21 protein-coding genes, 2 tRNA genes and 1 riboswitch are annotated in these 17902 nt (G+C 48.8%); of the genes, 6 read left to right on the forward strand and 17 right to left on the reverse strand.

Features of this window, described 5'->3' with window-relative positions; genetic code table 11:
• Window positions 1-193 (forward strand): hypothetical protein (locus DXC51_RS29800; RefSeq protein ID WP_207660862.1); only part of this gene is annotated, 193 nt, incomplete at its 5' end.
• Here DXC51_RS29800 and DXC51_RS15120 read toward each other — a convergent pair.
• The 13 genes from DXC51_RS15120 to DXC51_RS15180 all read right to left on the reverse strand — a co-directional run bounded on the left by DXC51_RS15120 (window position 175) and on the right by DXC51_RS15180 (window position 10113).
• Window positions 175-263 (reverse strand) — tRNA-Ser (locus DXC51_RS15120). The two genes, DXC51_RS29800 and DXC51_RS15120, sit on opposite strands and share 19 nt — an antisense overlap.
• 87 nt (window positions 264-350) lie before the next feature.
• Window positions 351-436: transfer RNA gene (locus DXC51_RS15125), tRNA-Ser, on the reverse strand.
• A gap of 258 nt (window positions 437-694) precedes the next feature.
• On the reverse strand, window positions 695-1420 hold the full coding sequence (gene ispD / locus DXC51_RS15130) for a 2-C-methyl-D-erythritol 4-phosphate cytidylyltransferase (RefSeq protein ID WP_117531253.1): 726 nt from the start codon (window positions 1418-1420) through the stop codon (window positions 695-697).
• Window positions 1421-1434: 14 nt separating this feature from the next.
• Complete coding sequence (tsaD, locus tag DXC51_RS15135; protein ID WP_044915693.1) at window positions 1435-2466, reverse strand: tRNA (adenosine(37)-N6)-threonylcarbamoyltransferase complex transferase subunit TsaD; 1032 nt, start codon at window positions 2464-2466, stop codon at window positions 1435-1437.
• A 54-nt stretch (window positions 2467-2520) separates the two neighbouring features.
• Complete coding sequence (locus tag DXC51_RS15140; protein ID WP_025490369.1) at window positions 2521-3438, reverse strand: ribonuclease Z; 918 nt, start codon at window positions 3436-3438, stop codon at window positions 2521-2523.
• A gap of 22 nt (window positions 3439-3460) precedes the next feature.
• The gene (locus DXC51_RS15145; protein ID WP_025490368.1) at window positions 3461-3709 is read right to left on the reverse strand and encodes a hypothetical protein; all 249 of its coding nucleotides are present in this window, start codon (window positions 3707-3709) and stop codon (window positions 3461-3463) included.
• A gap of 92 nt (window positions 3710-3801) precedes the next feature.
• Window positions 3802-4236, reverse strand: coding sequence for a ribosomal protein S18-alanine N-acetyltransferase (gene rimI / locus DXC51_RS15150; protein WP_025490367.1), 435 nt, complete (start codon window positions 4234-4236; stop codon window positions 3802-3804).
• Window positions 4236-5072 (reverse strand): tRNA (adenosine(37)-N6)-threonylcarbamoyltransferase complex dimerization subunit type 1 TsaB, encoded by an 837-nt coding sequence (tsaB, locus tag DXC51_RS15155; protein ID WP_102289944.1) that lies wholly within the window; start codon window positions 5070-5072, stop codon window positions 4236-4238. Before tsaB ends, rimI begins: the two co-directional genes overlap by 1 nt.
• A complete protein-coding gene (gene tsaE, locus DXC51_RS15160; RefSeq protein ID WP_021638933.1) occupies window positions 5069-5524 on the reverse strand; it encodes a tRNA (adenosine(37)-N6)-threonylcarbamoyltransferase complex ATPase subunit type 1 TsaE in 456 nt (151 codons plus the stop codon). Before tsaE ends, tsaB begins: the two co-directional genes overlap by 4 nt.
• A 51-nt stretch (window positions 5525-5575) precedes the next feature.
• Window positions 5576-6055 carry a YcxB family protein gene (locus tag DXC51_RS15165; RefSeq protein ID WP_021638934.1) on the reverse strand — a complete coding sequence of 160 codons (480 nt, stop codon included), beginning with the start codon at window positions 6053-6055 and terminating at the stop codon, window positions 5576-5578.
• Window positions 6056-6210: 155 nt separating this feature from the next.
• Window positions 6211-7422, reverse strand: a complete 1212-nt coding sequence (locus tag DXC51_RS15170) for an ABC transporter permease (protein WP_021638935.1) — start codon at window positions 7420-7422, stop codon at window positions 6211-6213.
• 42 nt (window positions 7423-7464) lie between these two features.
• Window positions 7465-9282: a permuted SH3 domain-containing protein gene (locus DXC51_RS15175; protein WP_162162479.1), complete on the reverse strand. Its 1818-nt coding sequence runs from the start codon at window positions 9280-9282 to the stop codon at window positions 7465-7467.
• A gap of 126 nt (window positions 9283-9408) precedes the next feature.
• On the reverse strand, window positions 9409-10113 hold the full coding sequence (locus DXC51_RS15180; RefSeq protein WP_025490364.1) for an ABC transporter ATP-binding protein: 705 nt from the start codon (window positions 10111-10113) through the stop codon (window positions 9409-9411).
• Between the two features lie 372 nt (window positions 10114-10485).
• On the opposite strand from DXC51_RS15180, the gene DXC51_RS15185 reads away from it, so the two are divergent.
• Window positions 10486-10695 (forward strand): hypothetical protein, encoded by a 210-nt coding sequence (locus DXC51_RS15185; RefSeq protein ID WP_025490363.1) that lies wholly within the window; start codon window positions 10486-10488, stop codon window positions 10693-10695.
• Between the two features lie 204 nt (window positions 10696-10899).
• Here the strand turns inward: DXC51_RS15185 and DXC51_RS15190 are convergent, their stop codons facing one another.
• The gene (locus DXC51_RS15190; protein WP_021638940.1) at window positions 10900-11625 is read right to left on the reverse strand and encodes an ECF transporter S component; all 726 of its coding nucleotides are present in this window, start codon (window positions 11623-11625) and stop codon (window positions 10900-10902) included.
• 193 nt (window positions 11626-11818) lie between these two features.
• Window positions 11819-11968: riboswitch (FMN riboswitch) on the reverse strand.
• 273 nt (window positions 11969-12241) lie between these two features.
• Here DXC51_RS15190 and DXC51_RS15195 point away from each other — a divergent pair.
• Genes DXC51_RS15195 through DXC51_RS15205 form a run of 3 tightly spaced genes read left to right on the forward strand, consistent with a single transcriptional unit; the run spans window position 12242 to window position 14543 of the window.
• A complete protein-coding gene (locus DXC51_RS15195; protein ID WP_025490362.1) occupies window positions 12242-12862 on the forward strand; it encodes a TetR/AcrR family transcriptional regulator in 621 nt (206 codons plus the stop codon).
• Window positions 12859-13746 carry an ABC transporter ATP-binding protein gene (locus tag DXC51_RS15200; protein ID WP_025490361.1) on the forward strand — a complete coding sequence of 296 codons (888 nt, stop codon included), beginning with the start codon at window positions 12859-12861 and terminating at the stop codon, window positions 13744-13746. Before DXC51_RS15195 ends, DXC51_RS15200 begins: the two co-directional genes overlap by 4 nt.
• Entirely contained in the window at window positions 13743-14543 is an 801-nt protein-coding gene (locus tag DXC51_RS15205) for an ABC transporter permease subunit (RefSeq protein ID WP_117531252.1), read from the forward strand. The genes DXC51_RS15200 and DXC51_RS15205 overlap by 4 nt, the downstream gene beginning before the upstream one ends.
• Window positions 14544-14652: 109 nt before the next feature.
• On the opposite strand, the gene DXC51_RS15210 is transcribed toward DXC51_RS15205, so the two are convergent.
• From DXC51_RS15210 to DXC51_RS15220, 3 genes are all read right to left on the reverse strand, one after another.
• Window positions 14653-14853 carry a hypothetical protein gene (locus tag DXC51_RS15210; RefSeq protein WP_025490359.1) on the reverse strand — a complete coding sequence of 67 codons (201 nt, stop codon included), beginning with the start codon at window positions 14851-14853 and terminating at the stop codon, window positions 14653-14655.
• A 6-nt stretch (window positions 14854-14859) separates the two neighbouring features.
• Window positions 14860-15762, reverse strand: coding sequence for a ribokinase (locus DXC51_RS15215; RefSeq protein WP_025490358.1), 903 nt, complete (start codon window positions 15760-15762; stop codon window positions 14860-14862).
• 62 nt (window positions 15763-15824) lie between these two features.
• A complete protein-coding gene (locus DXC51_RS15220) occupies window positions 15825-16739 on the reverse strand; it encodes a nucleoside hydrolase (RefSeq protein ID WP_021635670.1) in 915 nt (304 codons plus the stop codon).
• 350 nt (window positions 16740-17089) lie between these two features.
• Here DXC51_RS15220 and DXC51_RS15225 point away from each other — a divergent pair, with 350 nt between their 5' ends.
• The gene (locus DXC51_RS15225; RefSeq protein WP_117531251.1) at window positions 17090-17875 is read left to right on the forward strand and encodes a M15 family metallopeptidase; all 786 of its coding nucleotides are present in this window, start codon (window positions 17090-17092) and stop codon (window positions 17873-17875) included.
• The last annotated feature ends 27 nt before the right edge of the window (window positions 17876-17902 follow it).

A 17902-nucleotide genomic window follows, 5' to 3' on the forward strand; every position in this document is an offset into this window, starting at 1 on the left:
ATTTTCTTTTTTAGAATTTTCAGGGTTGCATTACTGTTTATTTGTCAAGGTTCAGCGTTCTGCTTTCTCAGCCGCAACAGTTGATATCTTATCACATGTTGTTTTGACTGTCAAGCACTTTTTTCAAAAACTTTTCTTGCAGCTTTTCCGGTATATTTATCGGATTGCTGCGAACGGAGAAGGAGGGATTTGAACCCTCGCGCCGCTATTAACGACCTGCACCCTTTCCAGGGGTGTCCCTTCGGCCTCTTGGGTACTTCTCCAAGTAAGCTGATTCAATCAACTTGTATTTATTTGTATGGCATCCCGAAAATCATTCAGTCTGATTTCCGCAGCGAAACAATCGCTAACGGAGAGGGTGGGATTCGAACCCACGCGCCCTTGCGGACAAACGGTTTTCAAGACCGCCTCGTTATGACCACTTCGATACCTCTCCATGTTTTTGTTTAAAACGATGGGTCGTTCCGAATCTCTTCCTTCTTTATATAGAAGAAAGTACTAACGCTTTGCCTTCATGGAACCTTCCGTTTGTTCAGAAGTTTGTGTTCCTCAGCAGTGCAAAAGTTATTATAGCTAAAAAGCCCCTCAGTGTCAACACATTTTTTCAGAAATTTCAAATTATTTTTTCAAAAGTGTAATTTTCCTTGTATTTACTGCATATATGGGGTATGCATTGTCGTTTTTTTCTGCAAATTCAGACTCTTTTCTCTAAAATACCGTCTGCCAAAAGTAAATCCTCCGGGGTCGTCAGCTTAATATTCTCATAGGAAGCCCGGAACAGCTTTACCGGATGGGCAAGGAGTGTTTCCACCACCATGGCGTCATCCGTGATCTGAACCCCGCTTTCACGAAGCTCCTCTTCCTTTTCCAGAAGCATGCGGTATGCATTTTTAATCAAATCGGCACTAAATACCTGGGGGGTCTGCATCATCCAGACACGATCACGCCTTGGCGTGGATACGGCAAAGTCATTCTCATCCGCGATTTTTATGGTATCCTTCACCGGCATTGCCGCCACACAGGCATGGTGCACCCTTACGGTTTCAAGCGCAGTCTGAAGAATCTCCTCTGTGACAAAAGGCCTGGCCCCGTCATGGATAAATATATAGGCACAGTCCTCCGAAACGGCTTCCAGCCCATTCGCCACGCTGAAATACCGCTCCGCTCCGCCGGGCACTATCTTTCTTACTTTCGTAAAATGATAGCGCTCTACGATCTCTTCGCGGCAGTAAGCTTCTTCTCCCTGTTCGGTCACCAGTATGATTTCATCAATAAAGCTGTCTTCAAAGGCTTTCAGGGCATAATAAATAACCGGCTTTTCCCGGAGCATCATATACTGCTTCGGGATATCACTGTTCATACGTTTTCCTTTTCCGGCAGCCAGAACTACCGCCGCTGTTTTTTCCCGCGCGTTTTCCATAGCGTTATCCTGCCTTAACTGATTCTTTCTCCCAGCTTCAGGTTGGGAACCGCATTGAGATCCCAGCCATGTCTGGTGCCTTTTATGTATTCATAGTATCCCGCCACACCTATCATGGCCGCATTGTCCGTACAGTAAATGGGGGAGGGATGGTAAAATTCCAGCCCGTTTTTCCGGCAGGCTTCTTCAAAGGCCGCCCGCAGGGCAGAATTGGAAGCGACGCCGCCGGCTATGGCGAACTTTTTCAAATGATATTGGGATACGGCTTCCATGGAATGGCCTACCAGGACGTCGATCACCGCTTTCTGGAAGGATGCCGCCACATCAGCCTGGCAGATCTCAATCCCTTTCATCTCACAGGAATTGAGGTAGTTGAGCACTGCGGATTTCAGGCCGCTGAAGCTGAAATCATAGGTGCTTCCATCCACCTTGGCCCTGGGGAATACAACAGCGTCCGGATTTCCTTCCCTGGATACCCTGTCGATCTTGGGGCCACCGGGATATCCCAGGCCTATGGCCCTGGCTACCTTGTCAAATGCTTCTCCCGCCGCATCGTCCCTGGTTCTTCCGATGATTTCATATTCACCGTAGTCCTTCACCACAACCAGATGGGAATGGCCGCCCGATACCACAAGACAGATAAAGGGAGGCACCAGATCTTTGTTTTCTATATAATTAGCGCTGATATGGCCTTCGATATGATGGACTCCCACCAACGGTTTGCCGGCAGCGAAGGCGATGGCCTTTGCCGCAGAAACTCCCACCAGAAGAGCTCCCACCAGGCCCGGACCATAGGTGACCGCCACGGCTGTCACCTGCTGCAGGGTAATTCCTGCGTCGGAAAGAGCCTTTTCGATTACCTGGTTGATTTTTTCAATATGCTTTCTGGATGCTATTTCAGGGACCACGCCGCCGTAGAGGGTATGCAGGTCGATCTGGGAATATATCACATTGGAAAGTACTTCTCTGCCATTGCGGACAACGGAGGCTGCGGTTTCATCGCAGGAGCTTTCCACAGCAAGAATATAAATATCTTCTTTTTCCATAATGCTTTCACCTTTTATACTACTGATTATAACAGCCCGGACAGCTCCTGGCTGCTACTGCTGTTCCTCCTCAAAAAGGAGATCGATACTTTTTCCGTCTTTCCCAGCTATTGCCTGGGGGAATATTTTACGGACGCCATCCATGTAGTCCTCCGGCCTGATGAGGGAGGGGCTGTAATGAGTAAGCCACATCTGTTTTACCTGGGCGCGCTTAGCCATGTCAGCAGCTTCCAGGAAGGTCATGTGCTTATACTCCTTTGCCTTTTCCTTTTTCTCCGGCTCGCCGTACATTCCTTCGCAGATAAAAAGATCTGCCCCGGCGGCATTTTTTACAATTCCCTCGGTGGGCCTTGTATCCGTACAATAGGTAAGCTTGATTCCCTTCCGGGGAGGGCCGAGAACCATATCGGGAGTCAGGAGGCCTTCCGGCGTCTCAATTGTCTCCCCTTTCTGCAGGCGGTTCCAGTACTGTTTGGGTATCCCCAGGCTTTGCGCCTTCTCCAAAAGAAAACGGCCGCCGCGTTCTATTACAATATTATAGCCATAGCAGATCACGTTATGGTTGACGCGGAACGCCTCAATACGGAAGCCGTCAAAGGGGATGGACTGCTCGTTCTCCGTAAGCTCCATGCACTCAATGGCAAACGGAAGCTCCGGCGCGATGACGCGCAGGGCATTCACCACCCTGGTAAGGCCTTTGGGCCCAATGAGCAGAAGCGGTTCGGTGCGTTCCGCGTTCCCCATGGTGAGAAGCATGCCGGGAAGGCCGCTGATATGGTCGGCATGATAATGGGTGAAACATATAATATCCACCGGCTTCGGACTCCAGCCCTTCTCCTTCATCGCAATCTGCGTTCCCTCGCCGCAGTCAATCATGATACTTTTTCCATTATAACGGGCCATGAGGGATGTGAGCCACCGATACGGCAGCGGCATCATTCCTCCGGTTCCCAGTAAACATACATCCAGCATTCTGTCGTATTACTCCATTCCGCTACAGAAGCTCCCTGGCCTCCTTTACTTCGGCAGGCACGCGGAACTCTGCAAGCATTTTATCAAAACATTGTTCGCACAGGTCAAAATGGTATACCTGTCCGTCCTTGCTGCTGAAATACCCGAAGGCATGCTTTACTTCGAAGCATCCTTCCTTCAGTATTCCATTTTCCACCTTCATTTCTTTGCCGCATCGGTTGCATATCACCGATATAAGCTCCGTATTGTTATTATCAAGATAAATTCGCATGGCCACTCCTATCCGCGCTTTTACGCTTTCTGTTTTAATCATTATAACGTAAATTTTTGTCGAAAAACAGCGGTAATTATTCCATGCGCTGCCTATCTCTTCCACATAATAAGAGCGTTTTCAGCCGGATCCCGGTAAAAATTTTTCCGGATCCCTTCTACAGTAAAGCCCAGGGATTCATATAGCCGGACCGCAGGGAGATTGCTTTCCCTGACCTCCAGCGTAAAATTTTCCACGCCGCAAAGCTTCGCCCGGCGCATCAGTTCCAGCAGCAGTCTGCGGGCACAGCCTTTTCTTCTGCTGCCCTCCTCCACCGCCACATTGGTAATATCCCCGTCTTCAAAGGACTGCCAGATTCCACAGCAGGCGATCAGCCTGCCCTCCTCCATGCAGGACAGATAGAGTGCATTTTTATCGGAAAGCGCCTGCTCCAGGGCCTGCTCCGACCAGGCGTCCGAACCGAAGCAGGCGGCTTCCAGCGCGGCCGCCTGAGATAAATCCTCCGGAAGCATTGTACGGATTTCCATTACGTTTCACCGCTTTCACGATTCTTAAGCTTCTGCTGCCTGGAATAGGTCCCTTTTCTCATCATGGCATCCCCGGCCTTATCGCCTGCTGTTTTCTGCGCCTCGCTGCGTTCCCGTTCTGCCTGGGAGGGGCGCAGGTATTCCGGAACATGGGCGGCTGCGGATTCCATTTTGCCCAAACGGGCGTAGGTCTGTGCAAGGACGGCTACCGCCGAGGCACGCTGCCTGTTGCAGAGCGCAGGGGCAAAGGTATAGGGACGGTGCATGAGAGCCGCCAGTTTTTCCCGGAATACGGGAACGCCGTCTCCTAAAAATACCACGCAGTCTTCTCCGGGAAGCGCATTCAGCTTCTCCGCTATAGTTTCAATGGGAACCACGCACTGGGGTTCCAGAATATCCAGTTTAAAATTCACCTCTAATGAGGAGGTTTCCTGCGACGTCTCCTCCGGAAGGAAACGGTAAATACCGGTATAGACCTGGCTTCTTCTCGCATCCATGAGGGGGCATACGATATGATCCGTTCCGTATACATTCATGGCAAGCGCATCCACCGTAGGAACGCTGATAATCGGTTTATCCAATGCAAGCCCCAGCCCCTTGGCTGTGGCAGAGCCGATCCGTAGTCCCGTAAAGGAACCAGGTCCCGCGGATACTGCGATGGCATCAATACAGGACAGATCCAGCTCAATCATTTTTTTCACTTCATCCAGCATGGGGAGCAGGGTCTGAGAGTGTGTTTTCTTATAATTTGTTGTGTATTCGGCTATGAGGCTGTCATCCTCCGTCACCGCCACACTGGCTACCAGCCCTGAGCTGTCTATGGCTAATATTTTCATTCCTGCGCTTCTCCTATCCTTGTCAGGGTAATTTTGCGGTAATCAAAGCCCCTGCTTAAATCTTTTTCTATCCGCACCTGTGTATATGCAGGGGGAAGAATTTCCTCAATGAGGTTGGCCCATTCTATCAGGCACAGCCCTTCTCCGTAAATGCAGTCCTCAAAGCCCACCTCCTCCATTTCCTCCGGATCGCCAATCCGGTATACGTCAAAATGGTAAAAAGGCATACGGCCTTCCTCATAGATCTGCACGATGGTAAACGTAGGGCTGCTGACCGGCTCCGTTATGCCAAGCCCTGCTGCAACTCCCTGGGTAAAAACGGTTTTGCCCACGCCCAGATCTCCGATCAGGGTATAAACCTGGCCGGGCTTCGCTTCCTGTCCTATTTTTTCTCCCAACGCATACGTTTCCTCTGCGCTGAAGCTTTCAATCACTTCTGTTTGCTGATTCATATTCCAATTCTCCTGTTATCCCGGCACGGGCTGCTATACCACCGGCCGGCTTCACATCCGGATGTTTACCTTTTTCGGAGGCATGTGTGTGGAAATCATCTCCACTGCTTTGGAAAGATTATCCTTCAGATCTCTGCGGGGAAAAATGCTGGCATTGATTCTTGTAGTATAAAGTACGATACTGCGGGCTGTGGACACTGCTTTCACCATATCCTCCCATTTCTGGAATTCCGTTGCTTCTCCCTGGGATACCTCCACCCCTTCTTCCGTCATTTTGTAATGGAGGGGCTGCTTGAAGGCGGGATTGGTAAGAGCCTGCTGCTTGGCCTTAAGAAACAGGCTGCCCGGCTGGTACAGCAGTATCACCAGGCCGGCAATAAGATAGATTATATGGCCGGTCATGCCGAATGCCACCAGCATCAGTGCGCCCACCGTGGTTCCCACCACTCCGGCAAAGCTGGTGTAGGTATGGTGAAGCATGTAGTCATACAGTACTCCTGAATCTATTTTGACATCAAATTCCACTTCCATTTAAGTATATACTCCTGATATTTATTTTGTTGTATATCTCAGACCCGAAAAAGCACCTACATCGTAGGTGCTTTTGTCTACTTAACATTATATTATACTGATAATCCGCTATAACGCAAGTTATTTTCTACCGGGAGCTGTCCTGGCTTTCAGGATTATTCATGGCGCAGCGCTTCAATCGGGCTGAGCTTTGCAGCCTTTCTTGCAGGATAGATACCGAAGAAAATACCTACGCCTGCCGAGAACAGGGATGCAATCAGCACGGTGCCTACCTTAACTCTTGCAGCAAAGCCAATCACGCCGCCTATCAGTATGGCGCCTGTAATTCCCAGTATAATGCCGATAATCCCTCCCATAAGGGTAATAATGGCGGATTCGGACAAGAACTGCAGCAGGATGGATCCGGTCCTGGCTCCCAGGGATTTACGGATACCGATTTCCCTGGTACGTTCCGTTACGGAAACCAGCATGATATTCATTACGCCGATACCGCCGACCAGCAGGGAAATCGCTGCCACAATAACTACAAAGATAGAGATATTGCCCAGAACGGAGTTGATTTGGGAAATCTGATCCTGCATGTTCTGCACCTGGATCAACCCTTTTCCTCTCACATTATGCCTTCCTTCCATGAGGTTGATCGTGCTCTGCGCCACCTGCATGGATTCCGCCGGCGAGTCACAGATAACATAAAAGTCCGTAAAATCACCGAAATATAATCCATAGGAAGCGCTCAGTATGCTGAGCGGCAGCTCAATGTTAATCATGTCTCCGTACATACTGAACATGGCTGAAGCGCTGTCCTTACGTATGCCTACGATTCTCAGATCCTGTGTGGTTCCGTACAGGGTCACTTCAATAGTAAGGCCGATAACATCCGTAGTGCCGAACAGCTTCTTGGCCGCCTGCTCCGGCACCACGCATACCTTATTGCCGGAGTAGTAATCGTTGGCGGTAAAGTAACGGCCCGCAATTATCGGTTCACTCTGATAGAACTCCATGCTCTCTGTTCCGCCGGAGGCATATGCGGTAAACTCGCCTTTTTTACCGATTACGCTCCCGTAAAGGGTATACACCGGCGTAACGCCTTTGACGCCCGCCACCTTTTCCTGTATTGCTTCAAAATCATCTGCGGAGAAATAAACCTCATCTTCACTGTGTTCATTATTAACATAAATACCAATCAGCCCTCCGGCCATGGCATTCAGTTCGTCGTTAACCTGTCCCTTTACTCCGTCACCAATGGAAATAATCATGATAACAGATGTAATACCGATAATAATACCGAGCATCGTCAGAATGGACCGGCCTTTATTGCTTTTGATATTCATCAGGGCAATTTTTATATATTCCCATGCCTGTGCCACTATTGCATCCTCCTTATATAGACCGCTGTGAGCAGGCCCGGATTACTCGTTTCCGGAATCCGCCGCGCCGTCCGTCTGTGTCTGTGTTCCAGCGGTCTCCGTCTCCTGGCCTACCGCTTCGGAGGAGCCTTCTTCTGATGCGTTTTCAGTGGATGCTTCCGACGCTGTTTCCACGGCTGCGCCGGTCTCGGGAGCCGCTGCGTCAGTCATTGCCGCACCCGCCATGCCGCTTCCCATAGGAACCGCCATAACCTTCATGCCCTCTGTCACCATACCTGTCACATCATATAATATCTGATCGCCTTCCTTCAGGCCTTCCTTTACCTCAACCATGCTGTCAGAGGAAATTCCTGTGGTGATTCTTCTCATGGTTACCACGCCGTTTTCCACAACGTAGCAGAACTCACCCTGCTTATCCGCATTTACGATTTCAACAGGTACTGTAAGAACATTTTCCGCAGATGCGGTATGGATAACAAGCTTGGCCTCCACGCCCAGGAAAATATCCTCGTCCGGGTTCTTGATATGTACCTCTGCTCCAACTACAGGCGTTCCCTGGGAATTGGCAGCGGCCACTTTATTGATTTTGGAAACCTCGCCTTCATATTCTTTTCCTGCAATGGTAACATCCACCTTCTGGCCGATTTCGATTTTGGGCAGGTCATATTTGGTGACTTCGATGCCCACCTTTACCTGCTTGTTGCTTTCTATGGTAAAAAGCTCGGTTCCTTCAGCTACGGTAGCCCCTTCCAGAAGGCCGCCGCCCTTGGTTGCATCCTTGGATGTGGATACGGTGGCAATCTTGGTTACGATGCCGGGGAATTCCGCAACAACACCCGCCTGAGCCTTCTCCAGCTCTGCCGCCGCTTCACTTGCGGTAATCTGTGCGCTCTGTACGGTATCTGCCTGCTGCTGCTTGGAATAAGGATCGGCAATTCCCGCTTCGGAGGAGGATTCCTTTCCTTCCCGCTTGCTGATCTCTTCTTTCATATCCTCCAGCTTCTTCTGCTCCGCGTCAATAATACGCTGGGTCTCCCTCAGGTCCTCGGACATGCTCAGATCGCTGAGCTGGTTGCTTGTTTCCCGAATGCTGTTATTCAGGTTCTGGATGATTTCCTGAATTCCTTTTCTGGCATCTGAATCACTCTGCTCAGCCAGCTTATTATTCTGGGTCTCCAGCTCCTGGTTCAGCTTGCCCAGCCAGTCCTGAAGCTTTTCTCTTTCACGCTGGGTTTCATCCTCCAGCTGGTATTTCAGTCCCTGTACGTACTGCTCCTGCTGCTCGGCAAGGATCTTCAGTTCGTCCAGGCCGATGGTTGCTTCATTATACTCTGATTCATTCTTGTTGCTCTGATACTGGGAGCTTCTGTAGCTGTTCGCCGTTGCGGAAGCATCCAGCGCCGCTTTTGCTTTTCTGTTTTCCAGTTCGGTGGTGTCGAAGGATACCAGCTGCTGTCCTTCTGCCACCTCATCGCCCAGGGCGATCTTCATCTCAGAGATAGTGGCGCCTACCGGCGCATAGTATGTCTTGCTCTGCTCACTGCTCACCGTACCGCTGGTGGACATGGTCTCTTCAATGCTTCCCATCGTCACTTCAATGGTATTCACCTGCATGGGCGTATTCTTGGCAATTACGCTGGTCACTACGGAATAACCCACAATGACTACCACGAGAACCAGCGCAATAATCCAGCCTATTTTCTTCTTTTTCTTCTTCTGTGTGCCGCCGGCCATAATGGCCTCTCTCTTCTGCTGCGCTTTCTTTTCCTTAGCTTCGGCTTTTTCTCTTTTCTTCTTTTCCTTTGCCGTCTCCTGGACCTCCGTCAGGTTTTCGGCGCCCTTGTTTTCTAACTCACTCATCTTGTATCCTCCATTCAGTCCCATCGGGTAGTTGCCTTTATTCATAAAAACAGAGCCGGCCTGCGGCTTGTCCTGCGCCGCTTCCCACACTGCTTCTTATAACTGTCTGAAAGCCTGCTTTAGCAGTTATTCTTCATAAATTTCCGTCTCCTGGACATAATCCGCTTCAATCTGGCCGTCCTTAATCCTGATAATACGTTCTGCCTGAGCTGCAATGTCATTATCATGGGTAATAATGATTACCGTTCTGCCTTCCTTATGTAAATCCTTCAGAATCCCCATAATTTCCTTCGTAGATCCGGAATCCAGGTTACCGGTAGGCTCATCCGCAAGGATTACCGGAGGTGCCTGGGCAATCGCTCTTGCGATGGCAACTCTCTGCTGCTGCCCGCCGGACATCTCAGAGGGCTTATGGCTCATTCTTTTCTCAAGGCCCACTCTCGTGAGGGCATTCCTGGAAAGCTCTGTCCGCTCCCTTTTCCCCACGCCGCGGTAAATCAGGGGCAGCTCCACATTTTCCAGGGCCGTCAGATTCTGGATCAGGTTAAAGCCCTGAAAAATAAAGCCGATTTCCCTGTTCCTGATATCCGAAAGATCATCGTCGCTCATTCTTGAAACATCCTGGTCATGCAGAAGATATGTTCCGCTTGTAGGTACATCCAGGCACCCCAGCATGTTCATCAGCGTAGACTTTCCGGAACCGGAATGGCCGATAATTGCTACAAATTCATTCTCATTAATGGTTACATTGACATGATCAAGCGCCCGCACCTCATTTTCACCCGGGTTATATACCTTACACATGTCCTTTACTTCAACCAGCGCACTCATAGATTCTCTCCCTTTGTTTTCCATAAGCCCATGACCTGCAATGCAGGCGGCCTCACCTGGAAAACCGCATGATATATCACCTGTATTATGTAATTAATACAGTAATACTGATTCAGCTCTTTGTCAACTGGTATTTTTCTTCCAGCTGATGAAGCCAATTCCATTTTGGCCTTATCCGGCAGCCGGACCCGAGGTTCGGCATTCCTTATAAATAAGTCCTTCTTGGAATTACTCCGACTATCATACTATAGTTGCCTTCTAAAAATCTATGCAGTTCTTTTAAATATTTCTTAATTTTTTCTAAATAACGTAAGTTTCTGTATAATTTCTATGTATTATGACATAATAAAAGAAAAAACGAAGGAGAAAAACATGAGTCTTTTAAACGATGACGGGATACCTTTGGGGCTGGGAATGGCCCTGGCGCAGAATATGGATGCCATGCGGACTTTTTCTTCCATGAGCGAAAGTGCAAGACAGGATGTGATTGACCGTTCAAGGCATGTGCAGTCAAAACAGGAAATGGAAAATCTGGTGAATGGACTTTCCGGCGAATCGGGTTTTTCGGAAAAACTGAGCTGAGGATTCATTTTTTAGTTCCAAAAGCTTCACAGTTTCTTCAAAATTCCATCACGATTCCTACACACTTAAATGTTATCTTATACCTATACAAAGCCAATAAGAAAATTTTAGATAGATTTCTTTTTCATAACTTGCCGGCATCCGGAAAAGATGCCGGCCCTCCCTCAAAAAAACCCGGCAGGCCGCAATGGCCTGCCTTTTTTATTATTTTTTGCTGTGCAGGATGGGGCTGAGTTTTTTATAAATCAGCATGGTTACTATGGAAACAATGCCGCCTTTCATCAGGTTCATGGGCGCTACGGCAAATAATGCAAGCGTAGTCACGCTGTTGATGGAGGGATTGATGGCGTGGCCCAGGCCGACAATGGAATCTAACGGCATTCCGTACAGCTCTGCAAATTTGGGGAGCAGGTACACCGCGTTGAAGGCAGTTCCGAAAACTGTCATTACAAGTGTTCCCACAACACAACCGATTATGGCATTTTTCTTGTTCTTGCGGAACAGGTATATGATAGAGGCAGGAAGCAGGAAGCTGCAGCCGATGATAAAATTGGCCAGATCTCCTACAAATGCGGTGGAGGTTCCTTTAAACAGAAGCTTCAGGATAATTTTGCAGAACTCAATCATGACCGCCGCCACCGGGCCAAAGGCAAATGCGCCGATCAGGGCAGGAAGCTCGCTGAAATCCATTTTATAGAATTCCGGGGCAAAGGGGATGGGGAAATCCAGCATGTGCAGGATGACCGCTATCGCCGAAAATACGCCTATCATGGCTATTTTTCTGGTGGTGAGGGTACGTTCCCTGTTTCCGTTTTTCTTTCGTTCCCATTTTTCCACCACGTAGGCGATGATTACCATGGCTGCCACAAGCCCCAGAAACTCCAGGACAAAAATAAGGTTTTCCGCGAAGGACGCTGCTAAATCATTCATTATGTATACTCTCCTTTTCTTTCTCCGGCCAGCCGGAGTTATTGCGTAAGACAAGGAAAATTCTTCTGATGCTTCATGAAAGGAAGGTATCAAAAAAGCCCGGAGAAATGATTCTCCGGGCAGATATCCAATCCCTGGAAAACACCTGTCGCCTCCGTAAACCAAACGGCGAAAAAACAGGTATTCCATGCATGATTTTCTTCTTTCATCCAGACTTTACTGTCGGTTCCGGATTCGTACCGGATCAGCCGCATGACGCGGGTCGCGGACTTGTCTGCACCTGTCGTGGAACAACTGCAGCGTCACCGCCGGTAGGGAATTACACCCAACCCTGAAGAACTTTACCTTTATTAAATTGTTACTCTATTATCATAGCAGGATTTTATTAAATGTCAAGGCGCGGATTGTCCGTTTGTCCGCATACATTTCTCCGCATACGTTTCTCCACACGCTCATTTGCCCGCGCACCGGGGCGGACAGGAAGGCGCTGCAGCAGTACAGCGTTCTGAGCCATTATGTTTTTTTATTTTTAAGGGGTTGCAAATTCCAGTCAATCCGCTAGACTGAAATTATATTTAACCCGGCCGGTTAAACCAAAGCAGTCAGGAGGTGTTCCATGAACGAACAGTTTTTCCATTTGCCCGAAGAAAAACAGCAGGCAATAATCAATGCGTCCCTGGAGGTGTTTGCCACGCATGAATATAAGCGGGCATCCACGGATGATATCGCCGCAAAGGCAGGGATATCCAAAGGGCTGCTTTTCTACTATTTCCATAATAAAAAGAGTTTATATCTTTATATTTATGATTATACAAAACAAATTGTGACGGCTCAGGTCGTTGATGCCCATTTTAAGGAGATCACTGACTTTTTTGAGCTGCTGGCCTATTCTGCGCAGAAAAAGGCCGCCATCATGTCGCGCAATCCCTATCTGATGGATTTTGTAATGCGCTGCTTTTATCCGGAAAAGGAAGAGGTATCAAATGAGTTAAACAGCACAAACCAGGATTATATAGATAATTCTATCTTCCTGTATTTTAAAAATGTGGATTTCTCAAGATTTCGGCAGGATGCCGACCCGCAACAGATACTGCGGATGCTTTTGTGGATGGCGGACGGCTACATCAGCGAGAAACGAAGGCAGGGTAAACCGTTTGTGCTGGATGAAATTATGCATGATTTTAAGGAATGGAGCGATATGTTCCGTCGGCTTTCTTACAGGGAGGAGTATTTATGAATGCCATAGATATCAGTCATATCACTAAGGATTACGGCAGTCACAAGGGAATATTTGATGTTTCATTATCGGTAAAAAAAGGTGAGGTTTACGGCTTTCTCGGTCCTAACGGCGCGGGAAAAACCACAACAATACGGCATCTGCTTGGTTTTCTGCGTCCGGAAAAGGGCTCCTGCCGCATTCTGGGCATGGACTGTTTTCATGAGGCCGCCGTCATCCAGAAATCACTGGGCTACCTGGCCGGGGAGATCGCTTTTCCTGAGGATTGCACCGGCGACGGGCTTCTCAGGCTTCTGGCGGAAATGAAAGGGATTAAGGACAAAAGCCGAATGCGGGAATTGATGGAGCTGCTTGAGCTGGATCCTTCCGGCCGCGTGAGAAAAATGTCAAAGGGCATGAAGCAGAAGCTGGGCATCGTAAATGCTTTTATGGGGAATCCCGAAATCGTAATTCTGGATGAGCCCACCAGCGGCCTGGATCCATTAATGCAGAATCGCTTTATCGAACTGATTCTGGAAGAAAAAAAGAAGGGAACCACTGTTTTTATGTCCTCCCATCTGTTTGAAGAGGTGGAACGCACCTGTGAAAGGACGGCGATAATCAGGCAGGGGGAAATTGCCGCCATTGAGGATATGGAGGGGCTTAAGAAAAAACGGACAAGAGACTACATTATCACGCTGGACAGCAAAGAGGCGGCGGATGCTCTTGTCCTGCCCGGATTTTCAATCACGCGAAGGGAAGGCTGTCAGGTTACCGTTGCCGTGAAGGGGGATATCCCCAGGCTACTGTCTCTGTTGTCGGAATGTTCTGTCAGGGATCTGCAGATCCACACACAGACGCTGGAAGAAATTTTTCTTCATTATTATGGAGGTGAAAAGGCATGATTTCATTACCGCTTTTGAAAAGAAATCTGGCACAGACCTGGAAAATTCTGCTGATTATATTGGCTGCGATGACCATGTATACCACAGTTATTATTTATATGTACGACCCTGAGCTTGCCCACATGCTTAACGATTACCAGCAGGCGCTGCCGGGGATGATGACCGCAGTGGGAATGACAGGAATTGCGGGGAATCTGACTGAATTCGTACATATTTATCTGTATGGATTTATCATGCTGGTTTTTCCTGTTATTTTTCTGATTATTCTTGGGAATAAGCTTCTTGCACATTATGTGGACACCGGTTCTATGGCTGTACTTCTGTCCACTCCCAACTCACGGATACGGATTTTAGTGACGCAGCTGTTAACCCTGCTGCTGGAAACGGCGCTTTTGATTGCCCTGATCACGGCCATCGGAATTGTCAGCTGCGAAAGCCTGTTTCCCGGCGAACTGGATATCCCTGTCTATCTGAAGCTGAATGCAGCGCTTCTTCTGCTGCACCTGATGCTGGGAGGAATCGGTTTTCTGCCGGCATGTATTTTCAATGATTCAAAGTGGTATTTCTTCGTCGGCGCCGGGCTGCTGATTCTGTTTTTCCTGTTTCAGATGCTTGGTAATATGGGCGGGGATTTGGAGTTTTTCCGGTATCTTACACCATTTACGCTGTTCCCTGGAGAAAAAATTGTGTCAGGTCAGGACGGCGCCGCCGGGAGCTGTGTGATTATGGCGGTGATTGGGGCGGCGCTGTATGGGAGCGGGGTTGTGTGCTTTGGGCGGAAGGATCTGCCGTTGTAAATGTTTGATATGGAAAGGGAAAAGGTATGGAAAACGCGCCGCTTCAGCAGTAACAGCTGAATTTTGGCCTTGATTTCCATACCTTTTTTGCTATTTTTAATATGTAATACTAATGCATGAAACCATACTTTTGAAAGCTTAAGACTTTGTCAGTTTCCTCAAATCCATTGTACTGTAGCTCTTTGGCAAATATAGCCCAATCCGGCTCGTCTACAGTTTCATCCTCCTCATCATGGCGGACTGACCGGCTGTCCAGCATGCGGATGTTTCCGTAATCCTGCGGCGTTATCCGCCTTATTTTTAATTCCATATATAATTAATTTCCTTTATCAAGCTGTCGCACGCGTTCGTCAACCAGGGTTCTTTCAGGGATGGAAACGGCTGCGCCTTCCCGGGATACGGTAATGGAAGAAGCGCAGGCAGCAAGACGCAGCGCCTCCTGCATGGTCTTCCCTTCCACTATAGCCGCGATAAAATATCCGGTGAAGGTATCTCCTGCTGCTGTAGTATCCACAGCATTCACTGGAAAACAGGGCTGATATACACATTCCTCCGCGCTTTTGTAAACAGCGCCCTTCCGGCCCAATGTAAGGATTACCTTCATTTGAGGATATTTCTCCAGAAGAATCTCCGTGATACGGTCGGGATCGGAGGCACCTGTAATGTCATTTCCTTCCGTTTCATTCAGCATCAGCCAGGTGACGCCGGAAAGATCCGTCTTTTTCAGGCTCTCATTCATCGGCGAAGGGTTAAACAGAATCCGCATTCCCATAGCGGCGCCTTTTTCAAGAAGATAGGGAAGGTTGCTGATTTCGTTTTGCAAAACCAGAATATCTCCTTCACCGAAATCTTCCAGCACCTGGTTGATGAATTCTCTGCCGTTCTCATAATTGCTGCCGTTAAAAAGGATGATGCAGTTTTCCCCTTCTTCGGAAACCTGAATCAGCGCATGTCCTGTAATGCTTCCGTTCTCACGCAGATACCGGGTATCCACGCCGCTTTCCTTAAGCAGCTCCGCCAGGAAGCGGCCGTCCGGGCCTATGGTCCCGGCATGATAAATCGGAACCCCGGCACGTGCTGCCGCAATAGACTGGTTCAGCCCCTTGCCACCGGGAAAGCATTGATATTCTTTTGAAAAAATCGTCTCGCCCGGCCTTACAAAATGCTTCACTTTATATACCTTATCAATATTCAGTGAACCGAAATTTAAAATCTTCATGTTTTGCTCCCATCTGTCTTATATCCTGTCATGTGCCGTAAACGTCCACCAGGACTGTATATTTACTGTGCAAGCTTTCTGAATAAATCCTCAAACAGATTGTCCCTGTTAATATGGTAAACATATCTGATAAAATGCCTTCCGGGGTCAAAGCTGTAATGATGATCATACTGCGGAATCGGGCTGGGCACCAGCCTGTCACGCATGAAATCACCGTCCAGCAGCCAGGCCACCGCGGTGACATCCCAGATCACCCTTGTCCAGCAGCTGTTTTTGCTTCCGGCTGCGCCTTCCTTTTCCGTGTAGTCTGTCAGATAATCGCACAGCTTGTTTTTGCCGCGGAGAAAAGTCTCCAGTTCGCCGGGGCCGGTGGTGAAAGAGGATACCACGCCCATGCAGGGAAGCTGTACCAAAGCTGCGCCGCAGCCGAATACCACTCTCGCCGCGGCCACATCCTGGAAAAGATTGAATTCCTTATTATCCGGCCATTCATGGGCATTGCCGCCAAGCCAGATGAGAACTATGCGGTCTTTGATTTCCGGCTTCATGAGCAGGGCTGAGGCCACATTGGTAATGGCTCCGATGGCAATGACGTACAGGGGCTTTTCCGGCGTATAGCCAAGCGCCAGCGCGGCCAGATGCGCTGCGGCATCGGATGCAACGGGTGTCTCTTCGTCCGGAAGGTATTGGGCGGAGCCGCGGTATACGTGTTCCTTCAGTTCCTGCTTTTCCATCAAGTCCAGGATATGGTGGATTTCCTGATAGCTTTTTTCCATACCGTCTTCTGGTCCGCTGGATTTCTCATTATGGAAGGGCGCTGCATAAACAGCCTTCAGATGCAGCTTTTCCTCCGATTTGATGAGATAGGCCAGGGCATACTGGTCGTCGATTTCATTATAGGTGTCCGTGTCCAGAACCACATCGACCGGTCCTTCGGGCCGGTTCAGGCGCTGTAAGTAAGAAATATCCTGATTCATTTTCCCCTCCCTTGGCACAGACGCCGCCTGCGCTGATCAAATAATTACTGTGAACAGAAGCTTTACTGCATTTGGTGCGGCAGCATGGATAATCGGACTGTTACCGGCATCCGCAGTTTTCCGGTCCACTATACTTTTGTATCATGTTCTTTCATTATATCGGTTCCTCCGGGAGTTGTCATGATGGAGTGTTTTACAAAACTTTTTCTGAAAAGTATACAGAATGCCGGGACGAACAGCGCAATGCCGGGCGGCGGATTTTCGCTTTTTCAGATTCTTTTTGCCAGGAGCGGCTGCATAGATTATAATAATAGGCATAACAGGTTTCTATAGGGAGGGTTTGCTGATTTATGATAACCAAAAATAAGAACATTTTATCAGGCGGCGCTGTTGCTTTTCTTCTATGTCTTCTTTTTTGCATGGCGGTTCCGCTGCCCTTATGTGCGGCGGGGACGTTAGCGTCCGGAGGGGAAAACGGGAGTGGGAATCAAGGGGAAGATGCTGCAGCGCAGTCTGCTGTGCCTCAGGCCGACCGGGTGACTTATCAGGAGGGGTTCTTTTATGAATCCTTAAGTGATGCGGTGAAGGAAAAGATTACCGGAATTTCTTATGGGGAGGGGTGTATTGTTCCCTATGAGGAGCTTAAATATCTGCAGGTGCTGTATATGGACTTTGAGGGACAGCCGCAGGTGGGAGAAATCATATGTAACCAGGCGATTGCCCAGGATTTGGTTGAAATTTTCTATGAGCTTTATCAGGCGTCATATCCGATAGAACGGATACGGCTGATCGATGAATACGGCGGTGACGATACGCTTTCCATGGAGGCAAATAATACCTCCTGCTTTAATTACCGGGTGGTGGACGGCACCTCCAGCCTTTCCAGGCATGCCTACGGGCTGGCCGTTGATATAAATCCGCTGTATAATCCCTATGTAACCTATCCCAACGGCAAAAGAAGGGTCTCTCCGGCCGCCAGTGAAATATATGCGGACAGGAGCCTGGATTTTCCGGCCAAAATAGATAAAAATGATCTGTGTTACCAGCTGTTTACGGAGCATGGCTTCACCTGGGGCGGAAACTGGAAAACCATGAAGGATTACCAGCATTTCCAGAAGGCCCTGCCGCAGAAGTAGGGGAAGCGGGAAACGGTTCAGCTATTT

The sequence above is a fragment of the Eisenbergiella massiliensis genome, assembly GCF_003435485.1.

Bases quoted from the DNA above. Each gene is read 5' to 3' on its own strand.
- tsaB (WP_102289944.1), bottom strand. From the start codon at position 5,072: ATGAAAATATTAGCCATAGACAGCTCAGGGCTGGTAGCCAGTGTGGCG.
- DXC51_RS15220 (WP_021635670.1), bottom strand. From the start codon at position 16,739: ATGAATCAGGATATTTCTTACTTACAGCGCCTGAACCGGCCCGAAGGA.
- DXC51_RS15205 (WP_117531252.1), top strand. From the start codon at position 13,743: ATGATTTCATTACCGCTTTTGAAAAGAAATCTGGCACAGACCTGGAAA.
- DXC51_RS15195 (WP_025490362.1), top strand. From the start codon at position 12,242: ATGAACGAACAGTTTTTCCATTTGCCCGAAGAAAAACAGCAGGCAATA.
- tsaD (WP_044915693.1), bottom strand. From the start codon at position 2,466: ATGGAAAAAGAAGATATTTATATTCTTGCTGTGGAAAGCTCCTGCGAT.
- tsaE (WP_021638933.1), bottom strand. From the start codon at position 5,524: ATGAATCAGCAAACAGAAGTGATTGAAAGCTTCAGCGCAGAGGAAACG.
- DXC51_RS15165 (WP_021638934.1), bottom strand. From the start codon at position 6,055: ATGGAAGTGGAATTTGATGTCAAAATAGATTCAGGAGTACTGTATGAC.
- DXC51_RS15145 (WP_025490368.1), bottom strand. From the start codon at position 3,709: ATGCGAATTTATCTTGATAATAACAATACGGAGCTTATATCGGTGATA.
- DXC51_RS15215 (WP_025490358.1), bottom strand. From the start codon at position 15,762: ATGAAGATTTTAAATTTCGGTTCACTGAATATTGATAAGGTATATAAA.
- rimI (WP_025490367.1), bottom strand. From the start codon at position 4,236: ATGGAAATCCGTACAATGCTTCCGGAGGATTTATCTCAGGCGGCCGCG.
- DXC51_RS15225 (WP_117531251.1), top strand. From the start codon at position 17,090: ATGATAACCAAAAATAAGAACATTTTATCAGGCGGCGCTGTTGCTTTT.
- DXC51_RS15175 (WP_162162479.1), bottom strand. From the start codon at position 9,282: ATGAGTGAGTTAGAAAACAAGGGCGCCGAAAACCTGACGGAGGTCCAG.
- DXC51_RS15190 (WP_021638940.1), bottom strand. From the start codon at position 11,625: ATGAATGATTTAGCAGCGTCCTTCGCGGAAAACCTTATTTTTGTCCTG.
- DXC51_RS15185 (WP_025490363.1), top strand. From the start codon at position 10,486: ATGAGTCTTTTAAACGATGACGGGATACCTTTGGGGCTGGGAATGGCC.
- DXC51_RS15200 (WP_025490361.1), top strand. From the start codon at position 12,859: ATGAATGCCATAGATATCAGTCATATCACTAAGGATTACGGCAGTCAC.
- DXC51_RS15210 (WP_025490359.1), bottom strand. From the start codon at position 14,853: ATGGAATTAAAAATAAGGCGGATAACGCCGCAGGATTACGGAAACATC.
- ispD (WP_117531253.1), bottom strand. From the start codon at position 1,420: ATGGAAAACGCGCGGGAAAAAACAGCGGCGGTAGTTCTGGCTGCCGGA.
- DXC51_RS15180 (WP_025490364.1), bottom strand. From the start codon at position 10,113: ATGAGTGCGCTGGTTGAAGTAAAGGACATGTGTAAGGTATATAACCCG.
- DXC51_RS15140 (WP_025490369.1), bottom strand. From the start codon at position 3,438: ATGCTGGATGTATGTTTACTGGGAACCGGAGGAATGATGCCGCTGCCG.